The sequence below is a fragment of the Chitinophaga ginsengisoli genome (genome assembly GCF_003014595.1).
GTDB classification, from domain to species: Bacteria; Bacteroidota; Bacteroidia; order Chitinophagales; family Chitinophagaceae; genus Chitinophaga; species Chitinophaga ginsengisoli.
The window spans coordinates 991,054-1,015,600 of the sequence record NZ_PYGK01000001.1 but is presented as its reverse complement, the minus strand read 5'-3'; the positions used below and the strand labels follow the sequence as shown (position 1 = coordinate 1,015,600).

General features: G+C 40.4%; 13 protein-coding genes and 1 pseudogene. 8 read left to right on the top strand and 6 right to left on the bottom strand.

Going from position 1 to position 24,547, the window contains the following annotated elements:
• Position 1: 1 nt before the first annotated feature.
• Positions 2–2,293 (bottom strand): tetratricopeptide repeat-containing sensor histidine kinase, encoded by a 2,292-nt coding sequence (locus CLV42_RS04305; RefSeq protein ID WP_106600636.1) that lies wholly within the window; start codon positions 2,291–2,293, stop codon positions 2–4.
• Between the two features lie 602 nt (positions 2,294–2,895).
• Positions 2,896–5,331 (bottom strand): CshA/CshB family fibrillar adhesin-related protein, encoded by a 2,436-nt coding sequence (locus CLV42_RS04295; protein ID WP_106600634.1) that lies wholly within the window; start codon positions 5,329–5,331, stop codon positions 2,896–2,898.
• A 508-nt stretch (positions 5,332–5,839) separates the two neighbouring features.
• Between CLV42_RS04295 and CLV42_RS04290 the strand changes: the two genes are divergently transcribed.
• The 5 genes and pseudogenes from CLV42_RS04290 to CLV42_RS34535 all read left to right on the top strand — a co-directional run bounded on the left by CLV42_RS04290 (position 5,840) and on the right by CLV42_RS34535 (position 9,397).
• The gene (locus tag CLV42_RS04290) at positions 5,840–6,070 is read left to right on the top strand and encodes an Arm DNA-binding domain-containing protein (protein ID WP_106600633.1); all 231 of its coding nucleotides are present in this window, start codon (positions 5,840–5,842) and stop codon (positions 6,068–6,070) included.
• Positions 6,012–7,100 (top strand): phage integrase SAM-like domain-containing protein, encoded by a 1,089-nt coding sequence (locus CLV42_RS04285; RefSeq protein ID WP_170117382.1) that lies wholly within the window; start codon positions 6,012–6,014, stop codon positions 7,098–7,100. Before CLV42_RS04290 ends, CLV42_RS04285 begins: the two co-directional genes overlap by 59 nt.
• A 652-nt stretch (positions 7,101–7,752) precedes the next feature.
• Complete coding sequence (locus CLV42_RS04275; protein ID WP_106600630.1) at positions 7,753–8,049, top strand: hypothetical protein; 297 nt, start codon at positions 7,753–7,755, stop codon at positions 8,047–8,049.
• Positions 8,050–8,620: 571 nt separating this feature from the next.
• Positions 8,621–9,117 (top strand): annotated as a pseudogene (locus CLV42_RS34540) (transposase); the annotation flags it as partial.
• Complete coding sequence (locus CLV42_RS34535) at positions 9,041–9,397, top strand: transposase (RefSeq protein WP_106600627.1); 357 nt, start codon at positions 9,041–9,043, stop codon at positions 9,395–9,397. The pseudogene CLV42_RS34540 and the gene CLV42_RS34535, both read left to right, overlap by 77 nt.
• A gap of 229 nt (positions 9,398–9,626) precedes the next feature.
• Here the strand turns inward: CLV42_RS34535 and CLV42_RS04255 are convergent, their stop codons facing one another.
• From CLV42_RS04255 to CLV42_RS04240, 4 genes are all read right to left on the bottom strand, one after another.
• Positions 9,627–12,344 (bottom strand): glycoside hydrolase family 2 protein, encoded by a 2,718-nt coding sequence (locus CLV42_RS04255; protein ID WP_106600626.1) that lies wholly within the window; start codon positions 12,342–12,344, stop codon positions 9,627–9,629.
• Between the two features lie 363 nt (positions 12,345–12,707).
• Entirely contained in the window at positions 12,708–13,433 is a 726-nt protein-coding gene (locus CLV42_RS04250) for a DUF4397 domain-containing protein (RefSeq protein ID WP_106600625.1), read from the bottom strand.
• A 24-nt stretch (positions 13,434–13,457) separates the two neighbouring features.
• On the bottom strand, positions 13,458–14,945 hold the full coding sequence (locus tag CLV42_RS04245) for a RagB/SusD family nutrient uptake outer membrane protein (protein ID WP_106600624.1): 1,488 nt from the start codon (positions 14,943–14,945) through the stop codon (positions 13,458–13,460).
• A 137-nt stretch (positions 14,946–15,082) separates the two neighbouring features.
• Positions 15,083–18,502 carry a SusC/RagA family TonB-linked outer membrane protein gene (locus CLV42_RS04240; RefSeq protein ID WP_106600623.1) on the bottom strand — a complete coding sequence of 1,140 codons (3,420 nt, stop codon included), beginning with the start codon at positions 18,500–18,502 and terminating at the stop codon, positions 15,083–15,085.
• A gap of 395 nt (positions 18,503–18,897) precedes the next feature.
• Here CLV42_RS04240 and CLV42_RS04235 point away from each other — a divergent pair, with 395 nt between their 5' ends.
• From CLV42_RS04235 to CLV42_RS04225, 3 genes are all read left to right on the top strand, one after another.
• Positions 18,898–19,452: an RNA polymerase sigma factor gene (locus tag CLV42_RS04235; protein ID WP_106600622.1), complete on the top strand. Its 555-nt coding sequence runs from the start codon at positions 18,898–18,900 to the stop codon at positions 19,450–19,452.
• Positions 19,453–19,497: 45 nt separating this feature from the next.
• A complete protein-coding gene (locus CLV42_RS04230) occupies positions 19,498–20,631 on the top strand; it encodes a FecR family protein (RefSeq protein ID WP_106600621.1) in 1,134 nt (377 codons plus the stop codon).
• 515 nt (positions 20,632–21,146) lie between these two features.
• Positions 21,147–23,690, top strand: coding sequence for an alpha/beta hydrolase family protein (locus CLV42_RS04225; RefSeq protein ID WP_106600620.1), 2,544 nt, complete (start codon positions 21,147–21,149; stop codon positions 23,688–23,690).
• The last annotated feature ends 857 nt before the right edge of the window (positions 23,691–24,547 follow it).

The following is a 24,547-nucleotide window of genomic DNA, read 5'->3' as shown; positions in this document are numbered from 1 at the left end:
TTTATACATAATCCGTAACATTGTCCTCAACCGCTACTGGCGTATCAAAAATTTCCTTCTCCTGGTATCTAAAACTGACAGTAATGGTAACACCATCACGACTCTGAATATGCAAACTTCCGTCTAATTGTTCAGCCAGCGTATGCATCAGCATCATCCCCATTGAACCTCTCTGCGTAGGTATTTCATCTTCAGGAAAACCCTTCCCGTTATCAGCGATCATGAGCGTGAGGTAACCTGCACCTGTCGGCTGAAGAGAAACAATGATAGTACCATCACCAGTAAACGCATATTTCATGGCATTGGTAATGGCTTCATTCAGGATCAACCCTACAGGAACAGACTGTGATACATCAAGTCTCACTGGCGCAATCTGAAGATCAAATTTTATCCGGTTGATATCGGAGAAACCATCTTTAAGGAATATCACCAGTTCGTTAATATACATGTTCATATCTATCAGCGCCATATTGTCTGACTGATACAGCTTCTGATGAATGAGAGAGATTGCCTGCATCCGGTAACGGCTTTCCCTGATGGCATTCAACGCATCTTTATCATCAAGGAAGGCGGCCTGGGTATTGAGCAGGCTCATAACAATCTGAAGGTTATTTTTAACACGGTGATGAATTTCTTTAACCAGCCACTCCTTTTCATCCAGCAATTTATTCTGCGAAGTAATTAGCTCCTCCAGTGACTGGTTCTTACGGTTGATTTCATCCTGCTGTTGTTTCAACTGCAGGTTGCTGCGCAATTTCAACTGATAACGGTTGTAGCCTAACAGCAGCAGCGCTATCAGCATACCGGCGCCACCAATGATCACATTCCGGGTAAAACGGGCCGCCTGCGCCTCTTGGGTAAGCAGTTCTATATTCCGCTCTTTCAGCGTCAGCGCCTGGTCTTTCTGCTCGGTTTCAAATTGCACCTGTAAATAACCGACCTTCTGCACTTTGGCTATGTTAAACAAGGAGTCATTCGCCAGCTTATACATCCGCAAATGCTCAAATGCTTCTTTATAGTTAGCCATAGCAGAGTCTGCGCGGTAAAGAAAGGAACATGATTTTGCCCGGAATGACAAGTTACCGTTCTTACTTGCTGCAGTAAGCATTACCTGGGCATACTGGTGCGCTGTATTATACTGGTGAATGCCGAGGTAATAATTGACCAACGCTGTATATACATATTCCAGATAGGCATCGTCGGGATACATCGTACGCCGCATGTCTTCCAGCTGCTGCGCATAGGGAGCACCGCGCTTAAAATCTCCCATTAAGCAGTAAGCATTTAAGATACTTTCAAACATCAGTATCTTATTCTCGGGGCTTTTCGGTGGATAATAGCGTTCTTCGTGTTTCAGCACTTTCAATGCTTCTGCGGGTTTATCCATCTTCTGATAGGCCTGGCCGATGTTGCGGGCCAGTATCTGCATCGCAGGTGTATCCTTTAATCTGATGGCGATTTCCTGCGCCTTCTGAAAGCTTTGCATTGCCTTAGGAATATCCACCACCCTGATATAGATCATCCCTAACCTGTTATAAATAGTACAAAGCTGTGTACTGCTGTCTCCGACCGCCTGCGCTGTTTTTAACGATAACAAAGCATATTTCAGCGCATTATCGGAATCTCCCAGCTGATTACACATCGCCCCCAGCAGGTTATATATCCCTTGTAGTTCTTCAACATGCAGCTCCTTAAAAAGGGCCAATGATTGCAACAATACCTTTTTCGCTTCGTTGTAGTCAGGCAGGAAGGAATAGTAGTCACCAAGCCTGTAAAGCGTATTTGCCTGCTTTAATTTCAAGCCCAACTCACCATAGAGCACTGCAGCCTCACGATAATATTTAAGCCTGATATTAAGGCGTTCAATATCTACCGGCGGATAATAATCACACAGTTCCATGTATGTATCTGCGAGCGCTTCCTTTTGCTTATACTGCTTAAAAATAGCTTCTGCTTTCAGTGCATAATCCTTTCCTTTCGCAAGATCATTCTGTTCACGCAGGATCTTCGAATACAATAAATAACTCTGGCCTTCCCATAAATGACTACCTATGTTTACCGCAGATGTAAGCACTTTCGCGGCACACATAGAAGCTGTATCCATATCCCCCCGCTCAATGCCCGGCCTGTTGACATACGAAACACCTGTGTTAAACAGCTTCCGCAGATCAGTTGTATCCGGACGTTCCTTCTTCAGAAGCTGCTGCAGGACCGATGGAGGCACTTTGTCCTGTGCCATACAGGGGATCAAACAACTCGTCATACAATAGAAGAGCATGAGTAATCTGTTCATAACTTAATTTATTTTAACATCTCTATTAGGTCTGTTCGGTGACGCTATCAGCGTTGATAAGTCAACGCAAACGATGGAGGAATACTATCAATATTTATCTTCAAACTACGTTAATTGCTTCTCGTACAGTTTAAGTTGCATAATCTGCTCCAGATGCTCTATTGACTTAACTTCCTACTAAGCCGCTGTTATTGTACAGTTGTGGTTTAAATGAGATTTTTTTATCTCCGCTGCTACGTCATATCAGGATTGTCCCCAGGTTGTCTGAAAGCATTTCAATAAGCCAGACACTGCATTCCCCAGTAAATATGTGCATGAAATCTCCCTGTAAACCTTTTATTATTATCGGCTATTATCAGCGTGAACTGTTGGTTGAAATATTCAAAATTTCCCGCAAAGTCGCTCCTATTTTTTTCAGAGAATTTCACGACCACATAATTATCCCAGATCGCATTGAAATTCAATAATTAGGGCTGAAGATACAAATCTCTTTTAATTTTTCATTCCTCAGTGATCTTGCGGCCCTGGATGGCTGCTCCCCTATAAATAAAAAAGCCTTGCAGATCTCTTTGCAAGGCTTTCAGGGAGAATACCGGCTTCTCCTATTGCAACAGTGTGACTGTGCCTTTTCGCTCTACTTCACCACAAAGTGTTTTAGCCTTTATAAAATACACATATGCACCTGTAGGTTGCAATATGCCTTTAAAAGTGCCATCCCAGCACTTGCCTGTATTTTGTGTACTGAACACCAATGTTCCCCAACGATCATATATCATGAATGTAAGTTCCGTTACACCTCCCCAGTATCTCAGCCCAAAGCAATCATTCTTTCCATCACCATTAGGTGTAAAGGCTGATGGCATCGGGTATACACTTAGCCCGGCGCTTAAATCCACAGATACAGTGATCGAATCACGGTTAACACAATTATTTTCATCCGTGATGGTCACATAATAAGTGGTCGTTTGTGTGGGCGATACCACCGGGTTGGCAATCGCCATGCTACTGATTGCCGGAACACTATCCCAGGCATATTTTATTCCTCCAATAGCAAAAAGCATGGAGGAGCCATGGGAACAATCAATATCGTTTGTACTTGTAATGGCAGTAGCAGGCAGAGGATTCACGCTTACCGGAATCACAAAGCTTTTATTTGTACGGCAGGTATTATTGATAATATTAACTGCATAAGTGCTGGCCTGATCAGGTAAGACAGTGATCGAATTATCTGTTTCCCCTAACGCGATACCATTTTCCAGCCATTCATAAGTATCTCCGCCTGTTGCCTGTAAGGTTATAGGAGTTCCTTCACAAATAGCAGTATCGGCAGGTGTTACAGACATTGCAGTTCCCAGCACGGTTATCAGTACTGAAGACTGGCTAACGCAGCCCGTACCATTATCCGCTGTAACAGTATAACGGGTGGTAGCAGCGGGATTAGCTTCGGGAGATAATATGTTAGCGTTATTGAGCCCTATGGCAGGCGCCCAACTGAATGTTGTACCATTGACAGAACGCGTAGTTAGCTGTACCGGATTACCATTACAGACGGTTGTATCCACACGGGTAACAACATCCGCTATATCATTGACAACTATCCGCGCATTCCCTTTCCCTCCACAGCCACCCGCATCTGCCACTGTTACTTCGTAGTTCGTTGTGGTGATTGGAGAAGCAACAGGATTGGCAATAGTTGCATCGGATAGTCCGGCAGCTGGACTCCAGTTATAAGTAACACCGCCGGTAGACGCCTGTAATTGCACGGATTTGCCGGTACAAATGGCAGTTGCAGGCATATTCGTCGTAATAGCGCAGGGAGAATTTACCTGTGCCATATAATCTTCCACTTCCCCATCATCTGCCGCAATGGACACATCCTGGGTAGCAGCACGGTTAGAAGATAAACGAAACCTGAATGCAAACAGTCCGCCGTTGCCAATTGTGAACAGAGATGGCAATCCTGTCCAGTTCAATGTGGCAACAGTTGCATTAGCAGGTACGGCAACCGTCACTGCTTCATTGATATCAAACGCACCGTTCCTGTTATAATCAAAACTTCCGGTCAGCCAGGCATCAGCGCCTGTTGTATTAGAAAGAGGCACCTGAAGACTGTAAGTACCATTACCGGTATAATCCGGAAACGCTGTCATGGCATCTTCATCAACTCCGTTGAGATTGTCGTCTATATTATCAGCCCCATCTGCATCTCCTACGGTATTTCCGAGTTTCAGGCTTTCATCCTGGGTAAGGGCAGGAAAAGGAGGATTGAAATTACAGCCATTGCTGCGTACATATTTTAACAGATGCCTCGCATATCCATAACCAGCGGGCAGGTCACCTCTGTCTAGTGGTGCATATACACCAAATGCTACGCCCATTCCACCCGGCACCGTTCTTTCCATTTTAATAGCTACGGTCAATTTACCACTAGCGGGAGCTACAGTGGCCATCAGCGGATTCTGCCCAACGGGAGTGCCATCCAGGGAACCCTGTGTATCCGTAATGACGATCTGCTGTGTACCGCAGCCGGTTACAGGATTACCGGTCTGGGATGAATTTCGGAAGAAGTCCAGGAAACTCCAGTTTCCTCCGCTGGTAGTAAATGTGGTAAATTCCACAGGACTCAGACTGCCCTCTGCATCTGCAGCCAGGAAAGTGAAAGGAACCGGCTGACCATCACGCGTAGCGGTAATGGTCATGGTAAAATAAGAACCCGCCCCCTGCGTATAATTATAAAAAGCAGGCATCTTCGTCGGGTCAGAAAAATCATATAGGTAGTGAAGTACAGCTCCCGACCAGGTATTCATCACCTTGGGAGCAAGCAACGGACCACTTACCTGCGAAAACGTAATATTTACTTTCAAGCCATCATCAGTGGTGAAATTGCGGGATGCACCGTTCGTTAACGTAAATCCATTCCAGTCAAACCACCATAAGTGATTCTTAAGAACACCACTCCCCATATCTACATATTGAGCAGAGGCACTTGTAAATACACTTGCTATGAGAATCAGGAGAAGAGTAATCTTTTTTACCATTTAAAACAAATTGATAGGGATACCTTGGGTCATCTTTAACAGTGCAACAAGACAGGAGAAGTTTGTCCAGCATCAAAAGAATATGCTACAAGCTATAGACACAAATGCCCTTTGGGAATTGGCATCTTTCTTAATAGATTTAGGGACTGCTGATATCGGGCAAACGAGCCAGGGCCTTTGAAAAATAAATATAAACTAAACTCACACCTTGTACAAACAAAAAAAGCTTTAAAATCCTTACTGATAAGAAATTCTAAAGCTTTTAACTTGTGGAGAATACCGGAGTCGAACCGGTGACCTCTTGCATGCCATGCAGTAAATTTGTCATAATATTAGGATTCATTTATATTCAATAAATTTAAAACAGTGATGTGTATCAATTAGTTAAGTTTCATTTAAATTTTTCGAGTTTCACGAGTTAGTATGTCATTTTGTTAGTTTTTTGTTAGTTTGTGAGATGGGGCGTCTGCTTATTTCCGTTATCTTAGCGTCTTAAAGTGAAAGCGATATGAGAGTTGAAGATGTAGTTTTTAGCCTCAAGCTGTGGGTTTATAGTGACCCGGAAGCAAAAGGTTCCTTCCCAATTTATTTACAGCTTTACTGCGCAGGTGACCGGAAATATCTTACCACAGGATTCCACTCTAGTCAGTCCCATTGGGATTCAGAAAAGGATGAGTTACGTGAAAGCCATCCACAATATCAGGCGATTCAAGATAAGGGCAAATGTTTTAAAGGATGAGGTAAAATTTGAGATCCGTAAGGCCCTGGAAAATGGTGACGATTTTCTTACTCTTTCAGACATCAAGAAAAAGGTCAAATCGAAATCAAAGCCCCAGTATGAAAAGCCGGCTGCCCGAAAGAAATTTCATGAGTTTACCCAACAGGTTATCGAAGAGTGCTTTGAAGACGATCGTCCAGGTATAGCATCAGTGTTCGTTTCATGCCGAAATTCCTTAAAAAAGGTGATAAAGGCGGACAAGACATTTACAGCTTTTACTAAGGAAGATTTTCAGGCATATGAGAGGTTCTTTAAAAAAACAGTTCCGGAAGACAGTAGTATTTCCGTATATCTACGAACTTTTTACAGGATATGGAATTTAGCTCAGAAAAAGAAGCTCTGCCCGGAGAAGTACCACCCTAAATTTCATATAGAATTTAAGCCTTACAGAAAATTTCCATCAAAAAAGCGTATAATTGAAAAGAAATATATTGATGCATTGCTTGATTTAAAACTTGATCCATTAAGTAGGCATAATCGTTCAAGGCACCTATTCCTTCTTCTTTATTACACCCGCGGCATGGAATTTTGTGACGCTGCATTGCTTAAAAAAGGAGAAAATTGGATCGGCAACCGGCTGAGGTATCGCCGCCAAAAAACAGGGAGAAAATACGATTTTAAATTACGTCCCAAGGCAGTGGCCATTTTAAAATATTTTGAGAGTTACCCCCTACAAAGCGATGCCGGTTACATTCTACCTTATATAACCACCAAACATCATAATGCAAAAAAGATAAAACAAAGAATTATCAGTGCACTGCGCGACGTCAATGAAGATTTATTCGACATGGAAAAAATGATCCAATGTCCAAAACATATTACTACTAAGGTTGCGAAGCATGCCATTGCATCACACTTGCTAAAGGAAAGAGTCGATATGAAGCTCATCCAGGAAGCCTTTGGGCACGAAACTGAAGAACAGGCACGCATATATACTGAAGCCCTTGATATTGATGACGAGGTAGCGGATACCTTGGAAGCGGTAATATAGCTCGAAATCTGGTAGTCACCTATGCGATCCGGCATTCTCATAGTTAAGTTAAAAGATTGTCTTATAAATACTTGAAAAGTATAAATTGCTTAATTTCAAAGGCTCTGATACCTTCGGAATTACGGTAAACAGAAATTAGGGCAGCTATTTAAGCATATTTCCTCGGCTTCTGGTTGACTCCTGGTGAATTTAAAAGTAAAATAAAACAGGGAACGGTAAAAAGCGTCAAACACCTCGCGGAAAGCGGTAGGGTTGCCTTGCCGGAACTGCGGTATTACATTTTCGTCAAGATAATAATTCATCGAGATATAATTTTCGGTTATTAAGAAACAAAGTCCCACAACCGATTCTTTATTGATGAATACAGGAACAATTCACGGGTCTAAATTAATAAAACTGGAAGAGCCAAAATTGCTTTTAGCTCAAAAATAACTGGTTATGCACCTGGCGCTTAAAAGATATTAACTCGGGTTGGCTGCTGTATTAACAGGCATAAGAAATCAATGAGGTTGATAAAAAATAGCTTGCTTATATGAAGTATATGTACGTGTTTTGGTGACGTAACTAGTAATGATAGCATATGCAATATATGACAGTCGTCTATATCCCATGACTGGTACATCACATTTTATAAACTTAAAAATGCTCTGTTATGAAAAGAATCCCATTCAGTTATTCGACATTTTTTGACGTACAGGAAAAGGCAAAAAACAATGCCGCACAGGAAGGCCGCACTGTGTCAACAGTTATTCACAAGTTTCTGATAACCTATACAGAAGACAAGGCATTATCAAGCCCTTTGCAGCAGATGGCCACTACACTGAGCCCGTTGGAAATATCCCTACCTAAAGTTGAGACGGAGATGCCCATAGATCGGTTGTCAACACCTGCACTTTTCATACAAACTACAAAAGCAACTCCTTCTGAAACTGGTAAAAACACATATTAACCTCAATGCTAACATACAGCCCATGAGTTTAGATCTGAAGATACTGTCCTCCCGCAGCTGCGAGGCAATAGCACCGGACAACTGCAGAGATTAAATATAGAAGAGGGTGTCTCAAAAGTAATTGGGCACCTTCTTTTTTAGCAAAAAGTAGGCAAACGCTTACAAAAGAGCTTGCAACCAATATTTACCCAGGTGGTGCTATTGCTGTGCGCAGAGGGCTTACTAAGCATAAAGGATCTCTACACGGATGGAACAAAAATAGAAACCAATGCCAACCGGTACACCTTTGGGGAATGCCATTAAACATAATAAAGAGAAAATTAAGCAACAATTGAATGAGCTGTGGCTATACGCTCAAAGTATAGCAGCATCAGAACTGGATGACACAGACCCATCAGGTTTTGATAAAATAGATAAAGAGAAGGTAAACCAGACAATAGAAAAGATCAATGAGGCCTTAAAAGGAAACAAATCAGCGGATAAAAAAATAAAGCAGAAGCTCAATTATGCTAAGAGGCATTGGCCTGCAGCGCTTGAAAAATATGAACAGCAGGAAAAAATATTAGGCACGCAAAGAAGTAGTTATAGCAAAACTGACCCTGATGCCACCTTTATGCGAATGAAGGAAGATCATATGAAAATGGGCAGTTAAAGCCGGCTTACAATGTACAAATCAGTACTAATAACCAATTTATTGCTTCTTATAGTGTTCACAGGCAAACTACAGACACTCTAATTGATCACCTTCAGGATCATATACATCAGTTCCGTAGCAAACCTAACACAGTAACAGCCGATGCCGGTTACGGAAGCGAACAGAATTATCAATGGCTGGAAAACAAACGGATCACAGGGTATGTGAAACATAACCAGTTTGATCGCGATCAAAATAATCGTCTACGTAGTAAAAAGTCTTATACCGTGGACAAACTAGAATATGATCCGGTAAAGGACCGCTATTACTGCCCTATAGGAAAATCCATGAAGACGCTTGGTTCCTTTACTTCCACAAGCCGTACGTACCGGCTACAAACGAACCATTACTCGTTATCAGGCCAAAAACTGTGAAGGGTGTCCTTTGAGAAGCGAGTGCCATCAGCAGAAAGGCAATCGAATTATTGAGGTTAACCATAACTGGAATAGGCTAAAACAGAAAGCCAATAAGCGGTTAAAAACCAAACGAGGCATCAGCAAACGTAAGCAGCGTTGCTTCGACACAGAACCTGTGTTCGCCAATATTAAGCATAACCACCACTTTAAACGCTTCATGCTTAGAGGCATCGATAAAGTTCATATTGAAATGGGATTATTAGCTTTAGTCCATAATCTAAGAAAGAAAGTGGCATAAAATGCCTAAATATCCCTCAAATAGCTACGAGATCTCCACACAATACTCCATATCGCATCATATTGAGATTGGCCCACGATAATAGTACTTACATATAGCACTCTATACAGCCGTATATAAAAATAAAGAAGGGTGTCACTTTATTTTTGTGACACCCTCGTTTCCTGGGGCTATACATTAGAATTGGAACTGACTCTCCAAGGAATTGCGATATTGAGGAAACGGTTGATCAATTAAGACTCGGCCAAGTTGGTTCTCCACGTTTCATTTTCTCAAAATTAGTTTTGATCTCATCATTGCTCGGTTCCATTGCTACAGCTTTTTCCTGCCACTTCAGCGCCTCGTTTCTTTTACCTAACTTATAAAGCAGGTTCGCATGAGTATCTAGCAGCGCCGCCATTGCATTTTGCTCAAGACCGCGAGCAGACATTTCAGCAGCAACCTCTAAAGCCTCTCTATCGTTGCTATGTTCAAATGTTGCCCAGGCTAAACTATTGATCAGCCCAGAATTTATCCAAGTTCTTTTATTACCATACTTTTCAAACCATGGCTTTAACGTTTTTCCAAACACATCCCATTGTCGATGATTGAGAGAATAAAATACCATTGTCTGCCAGACAGTCTCTTGACCGAGGTCACCAAACTTGCTTACCGCGCTCTTTTCCATAGCCTGCCAATCTGGTTTCATGCCTTTTTTTGTGAAGGGTTCAATTTCATCAGCTTCAATAGCTATTACAATACTTTCTTCGGCCTTATCCTTTCCTAGCACTTCATTAATTTTATCTATGTTATTGAACAATATAACAAACCCTGGTGAACGTGTATTGTTTGTAAGCCTCGCAATGAATCTAAGATTAGATTCATTCAGCGGATTATTTAATGACTGAATATATTCACTGACAGCTTTGTTGGCGGTTACCGTATCACTATTCTTTTCCGCCAAAAGAGCCATCCTACGTAGAAAGGCCGAATCCCGACGTCCCGTTTTGTATTCTTTTAGGCTGGCTGCATATGTTTTATTAATGGTATCGGCTACTACTGCGGAAAATCCTCTGGTGGCCATGGTATAATTGTTGGTTACAGGCCATAATTTCGAATGAATCCTCCTTAGCGTGGTTGCCGGTAATTTGATAATTGCCCTATCGTAAGTCATGAGTCCATTCTGTTCTGATTCAACATCAAAAGGTTGGGTATAAATAGATGCACTGAGGCCTGAGCTTTCCAATACCTTCAATGAATCCACCATAGCAGTGTACTGCTTTTGCATCATGGGCGGAGTAACTATACCATCATATCCCCAGCCAGCCATCAGATCATTCCATAGATGACCTTCTACCGGTACACCAATACCCCCAAACTCACCCAACACCATTGCTTTCCCTGGCTGAAGGGGGGCACTTCTGGGAAAAGGGTAAGAGTGTACATCGGTCATATCTGCTGCAACCCAGGCATTGGGTGAGGGGCTGCGGAGCAGGTCATTAACATATAGCATTTCGCCGGAATGGCCATTTACCAGGCGTGTAGAGTCATATTCCTTCATCAGTTTGGTAAGACGCTCTTGATCATACTGCCCCCATTTCTCGTTGAACAACACCCAGGTCACAACAGAGGGATGATTATAGAGCTGTGCAATGTTTCTTTTTATTTCCTTTTCAAATTGATCATGCCCCTCCTTGGTGTCATTTCCCGGGTTTACCATATCTTGCCAAACCAACATTCCTAGTTTATCAGCATGGTAATACCAGCGATCCGGTTCTATCTTGATATGTTTACGAATGGTATTAAAACCCATTGCTTTTGACGCTTCAATATCAAACTTTAAAGCTTCGTCTGTGGGCGCCGTATACAATCCATCTGGCCAAAAGCCTTGATCCAATGTGCCGAGGTTGTAGATATAGCTATTATTTAAAAATATCCTATGTATTCCTTTTTCATCTTTATGAATAGCAATTTTACGCATACCAAAATAACTTTCTACTTGCTCCACCACTTTGCCTTGGTTAACAAGTTGCACTCCCAGATTATAGAGAAACGGATCATCTGGAGTCCAGAGGTGGGGATGCTTCACCGGAACGACGATTGATTGGCCAGCAGGTGCTGTATACCGACTCACCACTGAATTACCTATTTTAACTTGTACGTTAATGGAATATGTAGAAAGATCTACACCTGTATTAAACGCGTCACTGAAATCCTCTGAAAACGCCCGTCCCCCTTTACCAATGGTTGTCTGCAATGTTACAGTTTGCTTATCGATATCAGGTGTGATGGTGAGTGCGTGAATGTAATTATCGGGAACTACCTCCATCCAGACCGTTTGCCAGATACCACTACTTGCAGTATACATAATACCTTCCGGATTTAAAGCCTGCTTACCATGGGGATTAGGACCAGCGTCAGTAGGATCCCATACCCTAACTCTCAGCTCATTACCGTATTCTTTAAGATTGTCGGTAACGTCTATTGTAAACTGTTGATACCCACCCCTGTGAACAATCAATTGCTTACCATTTACAAACACTGCAGCCTCGAAATCTACAGCGCCGAAATGGAGCAATAATCTTTCGCCTGATTTCATTAGGGGTTTGTTAAAACTGCGTTTGTACCAAAGGAATTCTTCTGGCTTCAATTTCCTTTTAACCCCTGATAAAGACGATTCAATGGGGTAAGGAACGAGGATGGATCCTATAAAAGCGCCTGGTGCATCTACTGTTTTTGGAGTAATAGTGTAATCCCAAAGCCCGTTAAGATTAATCCATTGACTGCGCACCAATTGTGGCCGCGGATATTCCGGTAACACTTTCGAAGGAGAAACAGTGCCAGCCCAGCGGGTGATTATTGAACCTGGTTGTATCTGCCAGGCCGTTTTTTGCTGAGCAGCAGCGCCAGTTGCAAGGAAAATGGTATAAAAGCTCACGATTAACAATCTGCATTCTTTTAAAAACATTACAATTGAAGTTTTACTTTAATTAATCTAATGAGGCATTTAATGAAGCCATCTGAAGTATTATCATGGATCGTCGAAATAGCTATTTAATGAGCGGCAAAAGAAGAGGGAAAACGTATAGGAAATTTAGTGCCACCACATATTTCTATCTCATATGATCCTCCATACTTTTCTCCGTCAGTTAATTTCCCGCTGTGTTGTTAGTCCCAAACGTCTGAAACAGTGTAGGAAGACTTACATGCAAAGTCCTAGTGAAAGAACTTTGCAAGAGGAAAACATCCTGTACAAGTAAACTCTCCAGAGATATAAACCTGTACATCTTCCCTGTAATGCCCCACAGCCTCGATGGCACAATTTGACGGGTTAATTATTGACCCTTGTTATGTCAAAGCCAGGGTTGCCTCCTACCAGACCACGAATAATAAGGGTGGTATTGCCGAAGACCGGTAGCTGGTTCAAAAAATAAGTGGACAATAAATCCCCACTGTCCGCATTTCTTATTTCCAAAATATAAAACTGGTCGGGAGAACTCACTGGATATGGTTCAAATGATGTTATTTGCTTAAAGCCTAGGGTAGCCACCCCAGAACCATTGGGTTGACCTTGAATATTAACGCTAATCGCACCTGCATTAGGAGAAAGATTAATAAAACGGACGCCAGTTACACTATCAACATTTTTTTGAATGTTTTCCTTTACAAGAAGTCCGGAGGTTTCATCGCCCGCACCAGTAATAAACAATGAATAAATATCCCCTGGGTGTGGTGTGACAGATTCATTAAATATGAGTTTAGTAGAGTCCGCGACAGCAATAACCTTTAGAGATGTCGGCTTTCCAGCAATTAATCCCAAGGCTGTAGATCCATTGGCAAATTTTCCATCAAAATTATAATAGCCAATTTGTTCGGCAGCCGTAAAATTAGACTCTTCGTTAGTAAAATTCACTTTAATCTCCGAAGGCATAGAAGTAGATGCATTAAACACTACTATTCCGGCTGAGTAAGAATATGGATCGTTGATATCTTTATTGCACCCAATTGATAGACCAATTATCAAAAATAAAAGCATCCAATTTTTATAATATCGCATATTTGTGTATTTGCAAGTTAAAGATTAGGGTTGTTCACCATATCCAGGATTTTGATGCCCCCTTAACGATGGATTCCATTTGAATTCATCATAAGGTATGGGCAGCAATGATTTATAAGGTTGCCAAGCGACTCCTTTAGATTTTGACACTTCTGTCATAACTTCATTTAAGTTGCCAGTTCGTTTTAAATTTAGCCATCGGTCGCCCCACTCTAAGAACAATTCAACTTGTCTTTCCTTCGAAATTGCTGCTAAAATAGATTCACGAGTCTTAGCAGAGGTTTCGGATAGTCCAGCGCGTGCCCTGATTAGGTTTAGATCACTTACTGCGCTATGGTCACCTAACAGTTTATCCTGCATCGCCCTTGCTTCAGACCTAATCAGATACTGCTCAGCGATCCGCAACACGATTGTATATTCAGTTTGCTCACTTGTTCCATAGCCTTGTTTGTATTTGTACGCAATATAACCAGCGGCTTTTTCTTGCGTCCAGGCTGTCTTTCTCATATCTCCCATCTCAAAAGCGCTCGTCAGTAAACTACTTAAATACCAATCGGGATCAAGAAATCCCCACCGATTAATGAGCACTTTTGCATCGGGAGTATTAACACCAGAAAAACTATTGACATTGGGTTGAAGCGCCCAAATTGTTTCTTTGCTGTTTTTAAGAAACACTTGATTAAGGTCAGTTAGTAGCTCATAAGCAGAATTGCTGATTACCTGATCTGCCTCTTGTTCAGCCTCCTGCCATCGCCCTAAATAAAGATATACCCGCGCTAACAGTGCTGTTGCCGCAAATTTGTTTGGCCGAACCCGTTCCTGAGGATCATCAAGAAGTTCGCGATTTAGATAATTCTCAGTTAAATGCAGTTTTGCGAACTTTAAATCCTCTTCTATTTGCTTATATACTTCCGATGCAGGAGATCGGGCAATTTTTTCATTAATCCTAAAATCATTCGTTAGGACAATTGGGACGCCTCCATAAAAGTTTACGAGGTTAAAATAAAGCCATGCTCTGGTAAATTTAGCTTCACCTAAAAGTATGTTTTTATCTACTGAAGCTAATTTTGTCGAATTCTCAAGACCGATTATTGACGTATTTAGCTGATAGATGTAATCCCTGTATACAAACATCCACCAGATGGGCCAACCGTCTTTCGCATTATAAACATTCTGATATTCCGGCACCGTTTCCATAACTAACGGGGAAAGCTCATCTGCCATAAAACCTGACCGAAGACTGAGGCCAACATCTCCTGTCATTAACGAGCCTTCACCAGAACCGATAACGGCATACACACCTGAAAGAGCCGCTACTGCTGTATTTTTTTCGTCAAATACCTTCTCTACGGGATATTTATTGATCGGCATGTCGATCTCAATCATTTTTCTGCAACCGGATAAACATATAATTGCCGGACATAAAAGAACGAACATGAAACAAACACTATCTACTATACTAAAGCTAAATTTTGACCGGGATGTCGCTATATTCAAATTAATATTTTTCATATTTTATTCTTTTTGATTTGCTTTTCAACTGTTGCTAATATTCTCCCAACATGAATACTGTCATAAATCACATCAATAGAAACAGGATGATTAGTACCAACTAGACCTGCTAGACTTACTGAACGGCTGATCCTGCGTTAAAACCTTACTTGGATACCACCAGCTACGGTACGTAATTGAGGTAAAACGGTTGCACTTTGTGTTTCCGGATCAAGCCCCTTATAGTTAGTAATTGTCAGCAAATTCTGAGCTTGTATATAAACACGAATATTCTGCGTTTTTAGTTTTGTATTTATATTGGCAGGAAAATTATAACCTAAAGACAGAGTTCTTAATTTAATAAAAGATGCATCAGTCCAGGCCAAGTCACTGCTTTTAGCACGGCTATATAGATCTCGTAATGGATAATCAAATCTTTTTGTCGAAAATTTTTGAATGGCAGCGACATCCCCTGGCTTTTGCCAGTGATTTAAAAGTTCAACAGGTAGGTTGCCGTACTCCAAGTAAGGCATACTAAGAAAATTTCCATAGTTCAAACTACTATATCTGCTAAAGGCTTCATCCAAAAGATAATTGCGCCCAACCTGTTTTGTAAATTGAATAAAAAAATCTAGTGTAAAGCCTTTAAAGGAAATAGAATTCGACAACCCAAGTGTCAATGGTTGGATGACCACTTTCTTAGCTTCGTCATATGAGTTAAACAAAGAAGTCGTTACATTGCCGGCCTTATCTGCAAACTGGTAGAAGCCGGTTGCAGGATTAACACCTTTATATTCGTATACTGCAACAAAACCCGCGAACGGCTTACCGACTTCCACAAACCGGTTTAATCCAAAGTTATTGTATAGCCCTTCTGGCTTGGCAAGCAACTTATTTTTAAGAATGCCAAAACTTATGGTACTTGACCATTGTAGCGCCTTTGAAGCGATATTTTTGGAATTTACTATAAAGTCCCAACCTGAATTCTGTATTACAGCGTCTTGATTTCTTGTGACAACATCAGCACCTGCGGTTGATGGAAGAGGATAATTTCCCAATTGATCACTTGCTCTAGTCCTCCAATATGCTACTGAGGTCGTTACCCGTCCATTAAGCATAGAAGCTTCTAAAGCTGTTTCCAACTTTTTTATTGTTTCCCAATGGTAGTCCGGATTTACCGCACCATTAGTCAACAACACGCTGCCTCCTTGATAAGCGAAATTTTTGTTTCCCTGAAACAGCTCAATGTAAGCATAATCCCCAATCACGTCATTCCCAGACGTTCCATAACTGAACCTAAGTTTTCCAAAATTCAAGAAAGGCAGTTTGCCTTTCATAAAATTTTCTTCAGTGAAAATCCATCCGGTTCCGACTGACCAAAAACTGCCAAACTGATAACCTGGGCCGAACCGGCTGCTTCCGTCCCTTCTTGTTGTTAAGTTTACTAGATATTTACCGTCCCAATTATATGCCAGTCTGCCTGACAAAGCTACATACTTATACTGCATACTCGTATTCGCACCTGTAATCAATGCTGCATTCTCCAGACTTCCCAGCAAAACATCGCTAGAAAAATTTTGCCCAGTAGACGTCTCCGTATACTCGCTCTGTGATTGATAAGATAGCAACGCAAGGGCCTCAAGTTTTCCTTTACCAATGTTGACATTGTAACCAATCTGGGGATCGACAGTCAGGGATTTCGCCTGAACATTGTTATGAACCGCCAAACTCACTTTATTTGACATTGAAGGATCAAAAGAAGCCAACGGAGTTAAAGACAAATTACGTGTGTTCGTCTCTGTGTAGCCGGCGGAAGTTTTTATAAATAGATTTTGAAGAATTTGATAACTGATGTCAATACTTCCTCTAACAGAATTAGTTTTGGATGTAGTAGTAACCAACAATTGCGCATAGGGGTTGGTCCATGTGCTGGCATCGTTTTGTACGTCTGGAAGCTTTTCCCAATTTAAATTCCCTTCTTTGTCATAAATAGATGGCGCATTGGGAGCCAAGACCACGGCAAGTCGCGCAAAGTCCGTTGTAGGACTAAAAGAATTATTATAGACGTAGGTACCTCCGAACAAAGTTCTGAATTTATTGTTGGCGGAACTAGTACCTAAATTAAAATTCACCGTAGCAGTCTCATAATTGTTATCTCCCGGGTACACGAGTTTCGATCTATTATAGTTGCCGCTAAGTAAAAACTGCATCAACTGGTTTCCACCATTAATCGATAGATTGGCATTGGTAAAAGGTGCCAAACGTCCTAGAAATTTCTCTTGCCAATCCGTATATCTTGCAGTGTCCCAGACAGTAAGATCATAGTTTTCATATGTTTTGACAGGGGAGGAATGGTCAGGCACCGCCAAACCGTCGCTTTTGAAAGCATTTCTACGCATTTGAAGATATTGCTGTGTGTTCAAAAGCTCAATTTTAGATGGCACTTCGTTGTAACCAGTAGAAACATTGATGCCGATGGAGGTCTTTCCTTCTCGACCTCTCTTTGTCGTTATCAAAATTACCCCGTTTCCTCCTCGTGAGCCATAAATTGAAGTTGCATCTGCGTCAGCCAAAATATCAATTCTTTCTATATCATTAGGGTTAATAAAGCTTAACGCAGAAATCTGAGACCCGACACTTCCAAATGTGGCATCCCCTCCCCCGGAACTTATATTGTTTTGATAAGGTACACCATCAACCACTATTAACGGTTGAGTAGGCATGCGCTGCCCATTAGTTACAGAAATACTGTTTTGACCTCTTAATTGTAAAAAAACTGGTCCATTCGGTAAACCATTCGTCGGCGTAATCACTAAGTTTGGCACTCTACCTTGGATTGCTAATAATGGATTTGAAACCGGTTGTCGGGCAATATCTTCGCCTTTAATGGTTACGACTCCTCCTGTGTTAAATTTTTTCTTTGTCGTATAGTAACCCTTGACCACCGTTTCCTCCAAATCCCCTACAAAGTGTTTCAAAACTATTATGCCAAGGTTGGACTTGCTACCAACAGTCACCTCTTTTGAGAGAAATGATACATTCGTGATGACTAACTTAGTCTTTGCTGGTATATTATTTATTAGAAAGGAACCATCTGGCCCTGATACTGCCCCATTGCCAGTTCCTGCTACCTGTATGCTTGCACCTTCAATGGGTTGTCCTTCCTCTGAAATAAGCTTTCCTTGAATAGAACGGCTGGTATCTATGATTAATTTTTCTGCGAAGCGTTCTGCTTTTTTAAAGGCCACAGCTACTGCAACGGCGCTTATTTCGCGGTACTCCAGCCCCCGTGGTTCCAGCACTTTCCTCATGATATGTGAGAAGCTTTCGTTTTTTGCTTCGAGTGTAATGTTCTGAAATTGGGATATCTCACTTGAATTAAAATAGATAGTGATGCCCGACATATCCTGGATCGTTTTCAATACCGTAGACAGTGGCATGTTGGTAATTGTTACTGTAAGAGACTTATCCCGAATGCTTCCACTTTGAGCAATACATTCATGCTGTATGAAAAGAAGAAGTATGGTAGCTAAAAGGAAGACTCCTTTATAAAATACAATTCGGACAGATAGACGCATCTTGCAATTTGTTTTGGTTACTTAATGTTGGTTTGTAAGAAATACTACAGGTAGTGTATACTACCTTGCAGACAATTGGTTTCAGATAAGGTTTGACGGGATAATAGCATACTTCCATATCCGATGCCGGGATACAATAGCGTAGGTTCTTTTGCCGTTACTTTAAAACTTGCTAGTCTTCTATATAAGTACGTTTAAGTGCTAAAAAAGTACCCAGGGGTTAAAATAATTTTTACATTTTTGTTAACCTCGCATTAACTAATAAAACTAAACTGAATCCTACATTTGCCATAGGGATATAAATAACTAGTTTTGAGTCCATTGCCTTAGTTTTTTTGCTGAGACATTAAAATTATGTTACTTTATAAATAATAATAAACCAACCACCAACCAAAATGAACGACGTTTTAGGAAGCGATAATGAAAGGCTGCTGGAGCGTCTTAAGCTTGATGATGAGTCAGCATTTGAAAGAATTGTTGAACTATACCGTCCCATGGTTTATTACCATGCATATAACAGATTGAAGCGCGGTGAAGAGGCAAGGGATCTTGTTCAAGATATATTTGTAAAAGTTTGGAAGATCAGACACAGATTACCCGATTATACTTGCATTAAAAACCTCTTATTGTTTCTCACCAAACAACATGTTATTGATCTTAGAAGGCATTGGGAAGTGGAAAAGAAAAGCAGAGATCGACTTCTGAAAGAGGCAAGTTATATTGATGGTGACAAATTTTTAGACAATCGAACATTGGGTAGGCAATTAGCTGCGGCCATCAATAGTTTACCGCCCAAACAACAGAACGTCTTCAGATTAATAATGTTTGAGAATAAAAGTCATCATGAAATTGTAGAATCACTTTCTTTAAAGCCACAAACAGTGAAAAATACTATGTCCAAAGCACTTGCCGCTCTCAGAGAAAAATTAGCATTTATTAAAAAATCTTGATTAAATACTAGGTACTATTTCCAGGATTGTACGGTATATCTATATATGAACTTAAGCCGCCACGATATTGAAACCCTTATCTTATCGGACATCTTTAATATGATCAATGAAGAGGAAAGCCAACTCCTAGAAAAGTTATTAGAAGGTGATCCGTCCATACGAAAATTGCAGCAGGAAATAAGGAAGACTGTAGAGGGTCCAGTAAGAGATTATTTGAAAGAACAGCCTACGGCTGACTGGGCTCAGCAAGCGCTGAAAATAGCAAAAAAACAGGAAAGAAAAATTCAGGTAAGTACATGGATCGCCGGCGTAGCAGCGATGCTCATTATTGGACTTTTATTATTAAAAATTTACTATCCCGGACGTAGTAATTTAGAATCTGTTGCATTGCAGCGCAATTTAACACCGGCCAAGAACGTGCTGCTACGTTTGCCCAATGGCGAAACTATTGCTTTGGATTCAAGTAGCCAACAATTCAGATCCAAAAGCATAGACCTTGTGACAAATAATAATTCCCTACATTATCATTCGATAGCCGAACCTTCCCCTGGAAGTGCTTCAATACTTGTTCCGGCAGGAAAAGACTACAAAATATTCTTATCCGACGGTTCTGAGATTCATTTAAACTCCGAAAGCGAATTAACATTTCCTCTCACGTTCTCTGGTAACAAAAGAGAAATTATTATAAATGGCGAAGCTTATCTTAAAGTGGCCAAAAAGGCAAGTCAGCCACTCATAGTTCATCTTCCAAATGGAACAATTGAGGTATTAGGTACTTCCTTTAACGTCAACACATATGACACTGATATTTACAAAATTGCACTTGTAGAGGGATCTTTAAAAGTTAATACTGAAAATTCAAATATCATACTAAAGCCAGGTGAAGAAGCTGTAACGAGTAAAAATGGACTAAAGATTATTAGGTTTGATGCTTCAGTAACACTAGCCTGGCAGGAGGGAAAGTATTACATTGAGACGCAAACGTTGACAGACCTTACTGCCACAATCAGCCGTTGGTATGGAATAACAGTGGTGATAGATAGCGAAAATGCTTCCAAACAACGATTCAGCGGTATACTTCGTAGAGATCAACCTATTGAAGATTTTCTAAAAGGCATTAAAATAACTAATGCAATACAATATGAGAAAGACACCCATGGTGTTTACCATATAAGATAGGTATTTAATATAAGAATTCCCTCAATATAGTCCTTAAATCAAACCAACACTTTTGGATGAAACAGTGCGCCAGTAAATAGCTATAGTTATGAAACATTGTCAATTACCAAATGAAATATCACAACAGTCAAAGGATGTAGATTCGTACCAAGGAAGAGCATCGGTACGTCATGCTTTTACTCACTTACGCTTTTGAAAGGTCTCGCGTGTCAACTCATAATAAGGCCGGAAAGCTATTTTTGATAAAATATGTGCAATACTACTCCTCGCCTATCTGGGATGCATAATGGAATCTGAGGATAAGAAATACCTGGTAAATCAAATGACACTGCGAAAAACAGGGACAAATAGAAAGTAATGGCAAATAACTATCAAAAGCCAAAAGAAGGTATAAATAGGAGTATGAATTTCAATGACGACGAACAAGGACTAAACTTCCTACAACAGCGTTATACCTTCCTCAACACAAGGTTATATAAAGATAGTAGCACCCATAAAACCAAATATCATTTTTTATGAGATTTCTATTAACATCATTTCTACTATTTCTTTCATTTTTTCTGATTGCGCAAAAGAAAACAATAGACTTTGAGACTGTTGCAAATTGGCGAAGTATACGTGATTACGGAATTTCTCAGGACGGAAATTATATTTGGTATGCTACTGCCTCCGACAAGGGCGATGTTATGCTTAAAGTCATGAACAACAACGGAAATAAAATCTTAGCTCTCTCAGATTATCGTGAAGCAACGTTTTCGAATGACTCCAGACAAATTTTTATCTGGGGAAGAGATGGCATATATGAATTTGATTTGAAAAAAAAACAAAAAAAAAGGGTCATTACAGAGGCTAATGAATTTCTATTTTTACATGAAATAGGAACAAAAAAAATTGGCTATGAAAAAAATGATAGCCTAATAATAGAAGATCTTGAATCGAAGAACATATGGCATTTTCAACGACCCAAAAAAACAATATTAATCTCCGAAAAAAGTCTGCTATATCTTATTAGAGATTCTTCCATGCAGCAGCTCGATCTTATTAATAACAAAGAAATAAACATTAACTTTGGGCACAACCTTACAGATGCAACTTATGATTCCAGTAGTAGTAGCCTAATACTTTTATGCTTAGAACAGGTAAACGAAGCCATCTTCAAATACACGCTAGATAAAACCAATAAACTAAAACGCCAGAAAATTGAAATTGATTCTACACTAAATAATTTTGGATTCGCGCAGGGATCGCTAAAAATAGCCGACGATGGCAATACTATTACTTTTAGAGTTTATGAAAAGGAAAGCGCGCCGCCTAAATGGCTTAAAGCAAAAAACGATCTAAAGATTTGGAATTACCAGGACAAATATCTTGTTTCAAATTTACCCTATGTTGATAACCCTGAAATGTGGATCGGGTTTTCATTCAAAAATGCGAAGCTAAGCAAATTGTGGAGTGACTCAACGACGTTAGTAAGCCGTGAAGGAAGTCGTTATGCGGTCGTTAAGACATTGACTAATGAAAGGGAGGCCTTTTGGAACACAAATTGGTTGCCGAGATATTACATTATTGATGTGGAAGAGCCGACCTTACGCAAGTTCATTCCTAGTAGTCATAAACCGGTAAATATAAAATTATCGCCTCATAGTAAATATATAACCTGGATTGACACGATCTCAAGCCATTTATTCTGTTTCCAGATTAAAACACAGAACATAACCGACGTATCGAAGCAAATTGAGAAATTAGGAACCATTAAAAAAATTGACAATATATATAGCCATGCAGACGATCAGTGGATATCAAACGACAAATATTTAATTTTACATGACGAATATAATGTCTACCAGCTGAATCCTGAAAATGAAAACGAGGCATGGTGTCTTACCGCAGGCAATAATCATCCAACACTCAGATTTAGAACCGCTGAACTTCTTGACGATATAATAGGCCAGGACTCAATCCTACTGACAGTCAAAGAGGACATTACCCACAGAAATGGTTTTACGAAAGTCAAACTATACGCAAATGGTAATCCCGATATAACAATATTGGATGAGTGTTTATACTATTATCCGGAAATAGGTGCCAACAGCAAAATGCCAATAAAATCAAAACTTATTGATGACCTTTTGGTCTTAAGGCAAACCGCCGAAAACCAACCGAACTTATACTTAATAAAAAAACTATCTACTGCTGTTCAAATTAGCAAAGAAGATGGCTCCAAAGAATATGCTTGGTTTCAATCACGACTTATTAAAACTACCTTAAATGACTCATCAATAAATTATGGGCTTCTTTATCTTCCCAAGCACTTAGATACAACTAAAAGACATCCGATCATCTTTAATTTCTATATGAACCGTAGCTTTGAGCGATTTCAATTTCGTACTCCGGCATTAAGTACCGTTAATGTCAATGTTCCTTGGTACACAAGTAGGGGTTATATAATATGTGTTGTTGACATCCAACCATCAGTAGGTAATACCGGACCCAAAGCGCTCGATTGCATTGAACAAATGGCAAAGCATCTCACAAGGAATTACAAATGGATAGATTCAACAAAGATGGGACTGCAAGGACAAAGCTTTGGAGGTTATATCACAAATTTCGTAGCCACGCATTCTACATTATTTGCTGCCGCCCAGGCATCTTCCGGCAAATCTGACTTAATAAGTGGTTATGGAGGCCTTTCATTTGGAGAAGGAAGCGATCAGAGTATACAAGAGATCGGCCAATATAATTTGCAAACAACCCCTTGGTCACATCCACAGGTTTACATTGAGAACTCTTCTGTATTTACATCCGATAAAGTAAACACGCCTTTGTTACTAATGCATGGAACCTACGACAACAATGTTAAGATTGGTCAATCTATTGAGATATTTACTTCCTTAAGAAGAGCAGGAAAGCCTGTATGGTTATTAGAATATCCAATGGGGCATATTATGTCAGATGAAACTCAAGCTCGGGACTTTCAAATCAAACAACAGGAATTCTTTGATTTCTATTTAATGGGAAAGCCTATGCCTGACTGGATGAAAAACGGATACTCAAAATAAGCAGTTTCTTTGCCTGTGATCGGCGCAAACTACCAGCCATTCCCGAACCGGCCTTCAACTATCTACACATTGCATTGTCGACTTTTTTTATGAACAAGGCAACGAATAGTATCTAACTGCCTTTATCGAATTAATAGTGGTCATTCTCACCGTTCAAGCCAACTGAATACTCAGTTGGCTTTCCATAATCATTGCACCAGTAATATGTTCACATAAACTGCTGTCACTTTGAGAACAGACCAGTCTTTGGTGGAAGAATTGTCAACTGAAGTGACCGTCCAAAACTCATGGGAATTGCTGTTTAAATTTTTGCTTTTAATTCATTAAAACCACCCTCGTATTGTATGTCACACCTGTCCAAAGAGGAATTGTAATGGTTGCAGTTCCTCCAACCTGTGTTAAAGTAATCGGTCCACCTACTGCTATCCCTGTCGTTGATATTGCTACAGTATTTATTAGCCCCTGAGGTGTAATCCAAGCTGATGGGTGAGTGCCAACAAACGGAGCAACCCTACTATACAGTGTTCCAAATGTGAGGTATGAGTTAGTGATTGTGACGAAAGGGATGCCAGTGCGCATTGCTTTAAATGCGAACGTTCCTCCGACTACTCCTATAAACGCAATTGTAGCGAGCACAACGCGAGATTTATTTCTCATAGCGATTCTGTATTAAAGGTATTTTATTTTGATATCTGAAAGTTTAGAACAAGTTGCACTTTCTTTCGCTTCCAACTTCCTTCAAACTCCGCATTGTTAATAGATCGAAAACTGAAAGTGAAGATGCCGATATTAATCGAACTATTGTATGGGGGTGTTGCGCCAAGGTAGCCACTCCAAGCACCAGGCATAGTGATAAT

Excerpts from the sequence above, each read along its gene's own strand:
- CLV42_RS04305 (WP_106600636.1), bottom strand. The coding sequence starts at position 2,293 with ATGAACAGATTACTCATGCTCTTCTATTGTATGACGAGTTGTTTGATC.
- CLV42_RS04295 (WP_106600634.1), bottom strand. The coding sequence starts at position 5,331 with ATGGTAAAAAAGATTACTCTTCTCCTGATTCTCATAGCAAGTGTATTT.
- CLV42_RS04290 (WP_106600633.1), top strand. The coding sequence starts at position 5,840 with ATGAGAGTTGAAGATGTAGTTTTTAGCCTCAAGCTGTGGGTTTATAGT.
- CLV42_RS04275 (WP_106600630.1), top strand. The coding sequence starts at position 7,753 with ATGAAAAGAATCCCATTCAGTTATTCGACATTTTTTGACGTACAGGAA.
- CLV42_RS04255 (WP_106600626.1), bottom strand. The coding sequence starts at position 12,344 with ATGTTTTTAAAAGAATGCAGATTGTTAATCGTGAGCTTTTATACCATT.
- CLV42_RS04250 (WP_106600625.1), bottom strand. The coding sequence starts at position 13,433 with ATGCGATATTATAAAAATTGGATGCTTTTATTTTTGATAATTGGTCTA.
- CLV42_RS04245 (WP_106600624.1), bottom strand. The coding sequence starts at position 14,945 with ATGAAAAATATTAATTTGAATATAGCGACATCCCGGTCAAAATTTAGC.
- CLV42_RS04240 (WP_106600623.1), bottom strand. The coding sequence starts at position 18,502 with ATGCGTCTATCTGTCCGAATTGTATTTTATAAAGGAGTCTTCCTTTTA.
- CLV42_RS04235 (WP_106600622.1), top strand. The coding sequence starts at position 18,898 with ATGAACGACGTTTTAGGAAGCGATAATGAAAGGCTGCTGGAGCGTCTT.
- CLV42_RS04230 (WP_106600621.1), top strand. The coding sequence starts at position 19,498 with ATGAACTTAAGCCGCCACGATATTGAAACCCTTATCTTATCGGACATC.
- CLV42_RS04225 (WP_106600620.1), top strand. The coding sequence starts at position 21,147 with ATGAGATTTCTATTAACATCATTTCTACTATTTCTTTCATTTTTTCTG.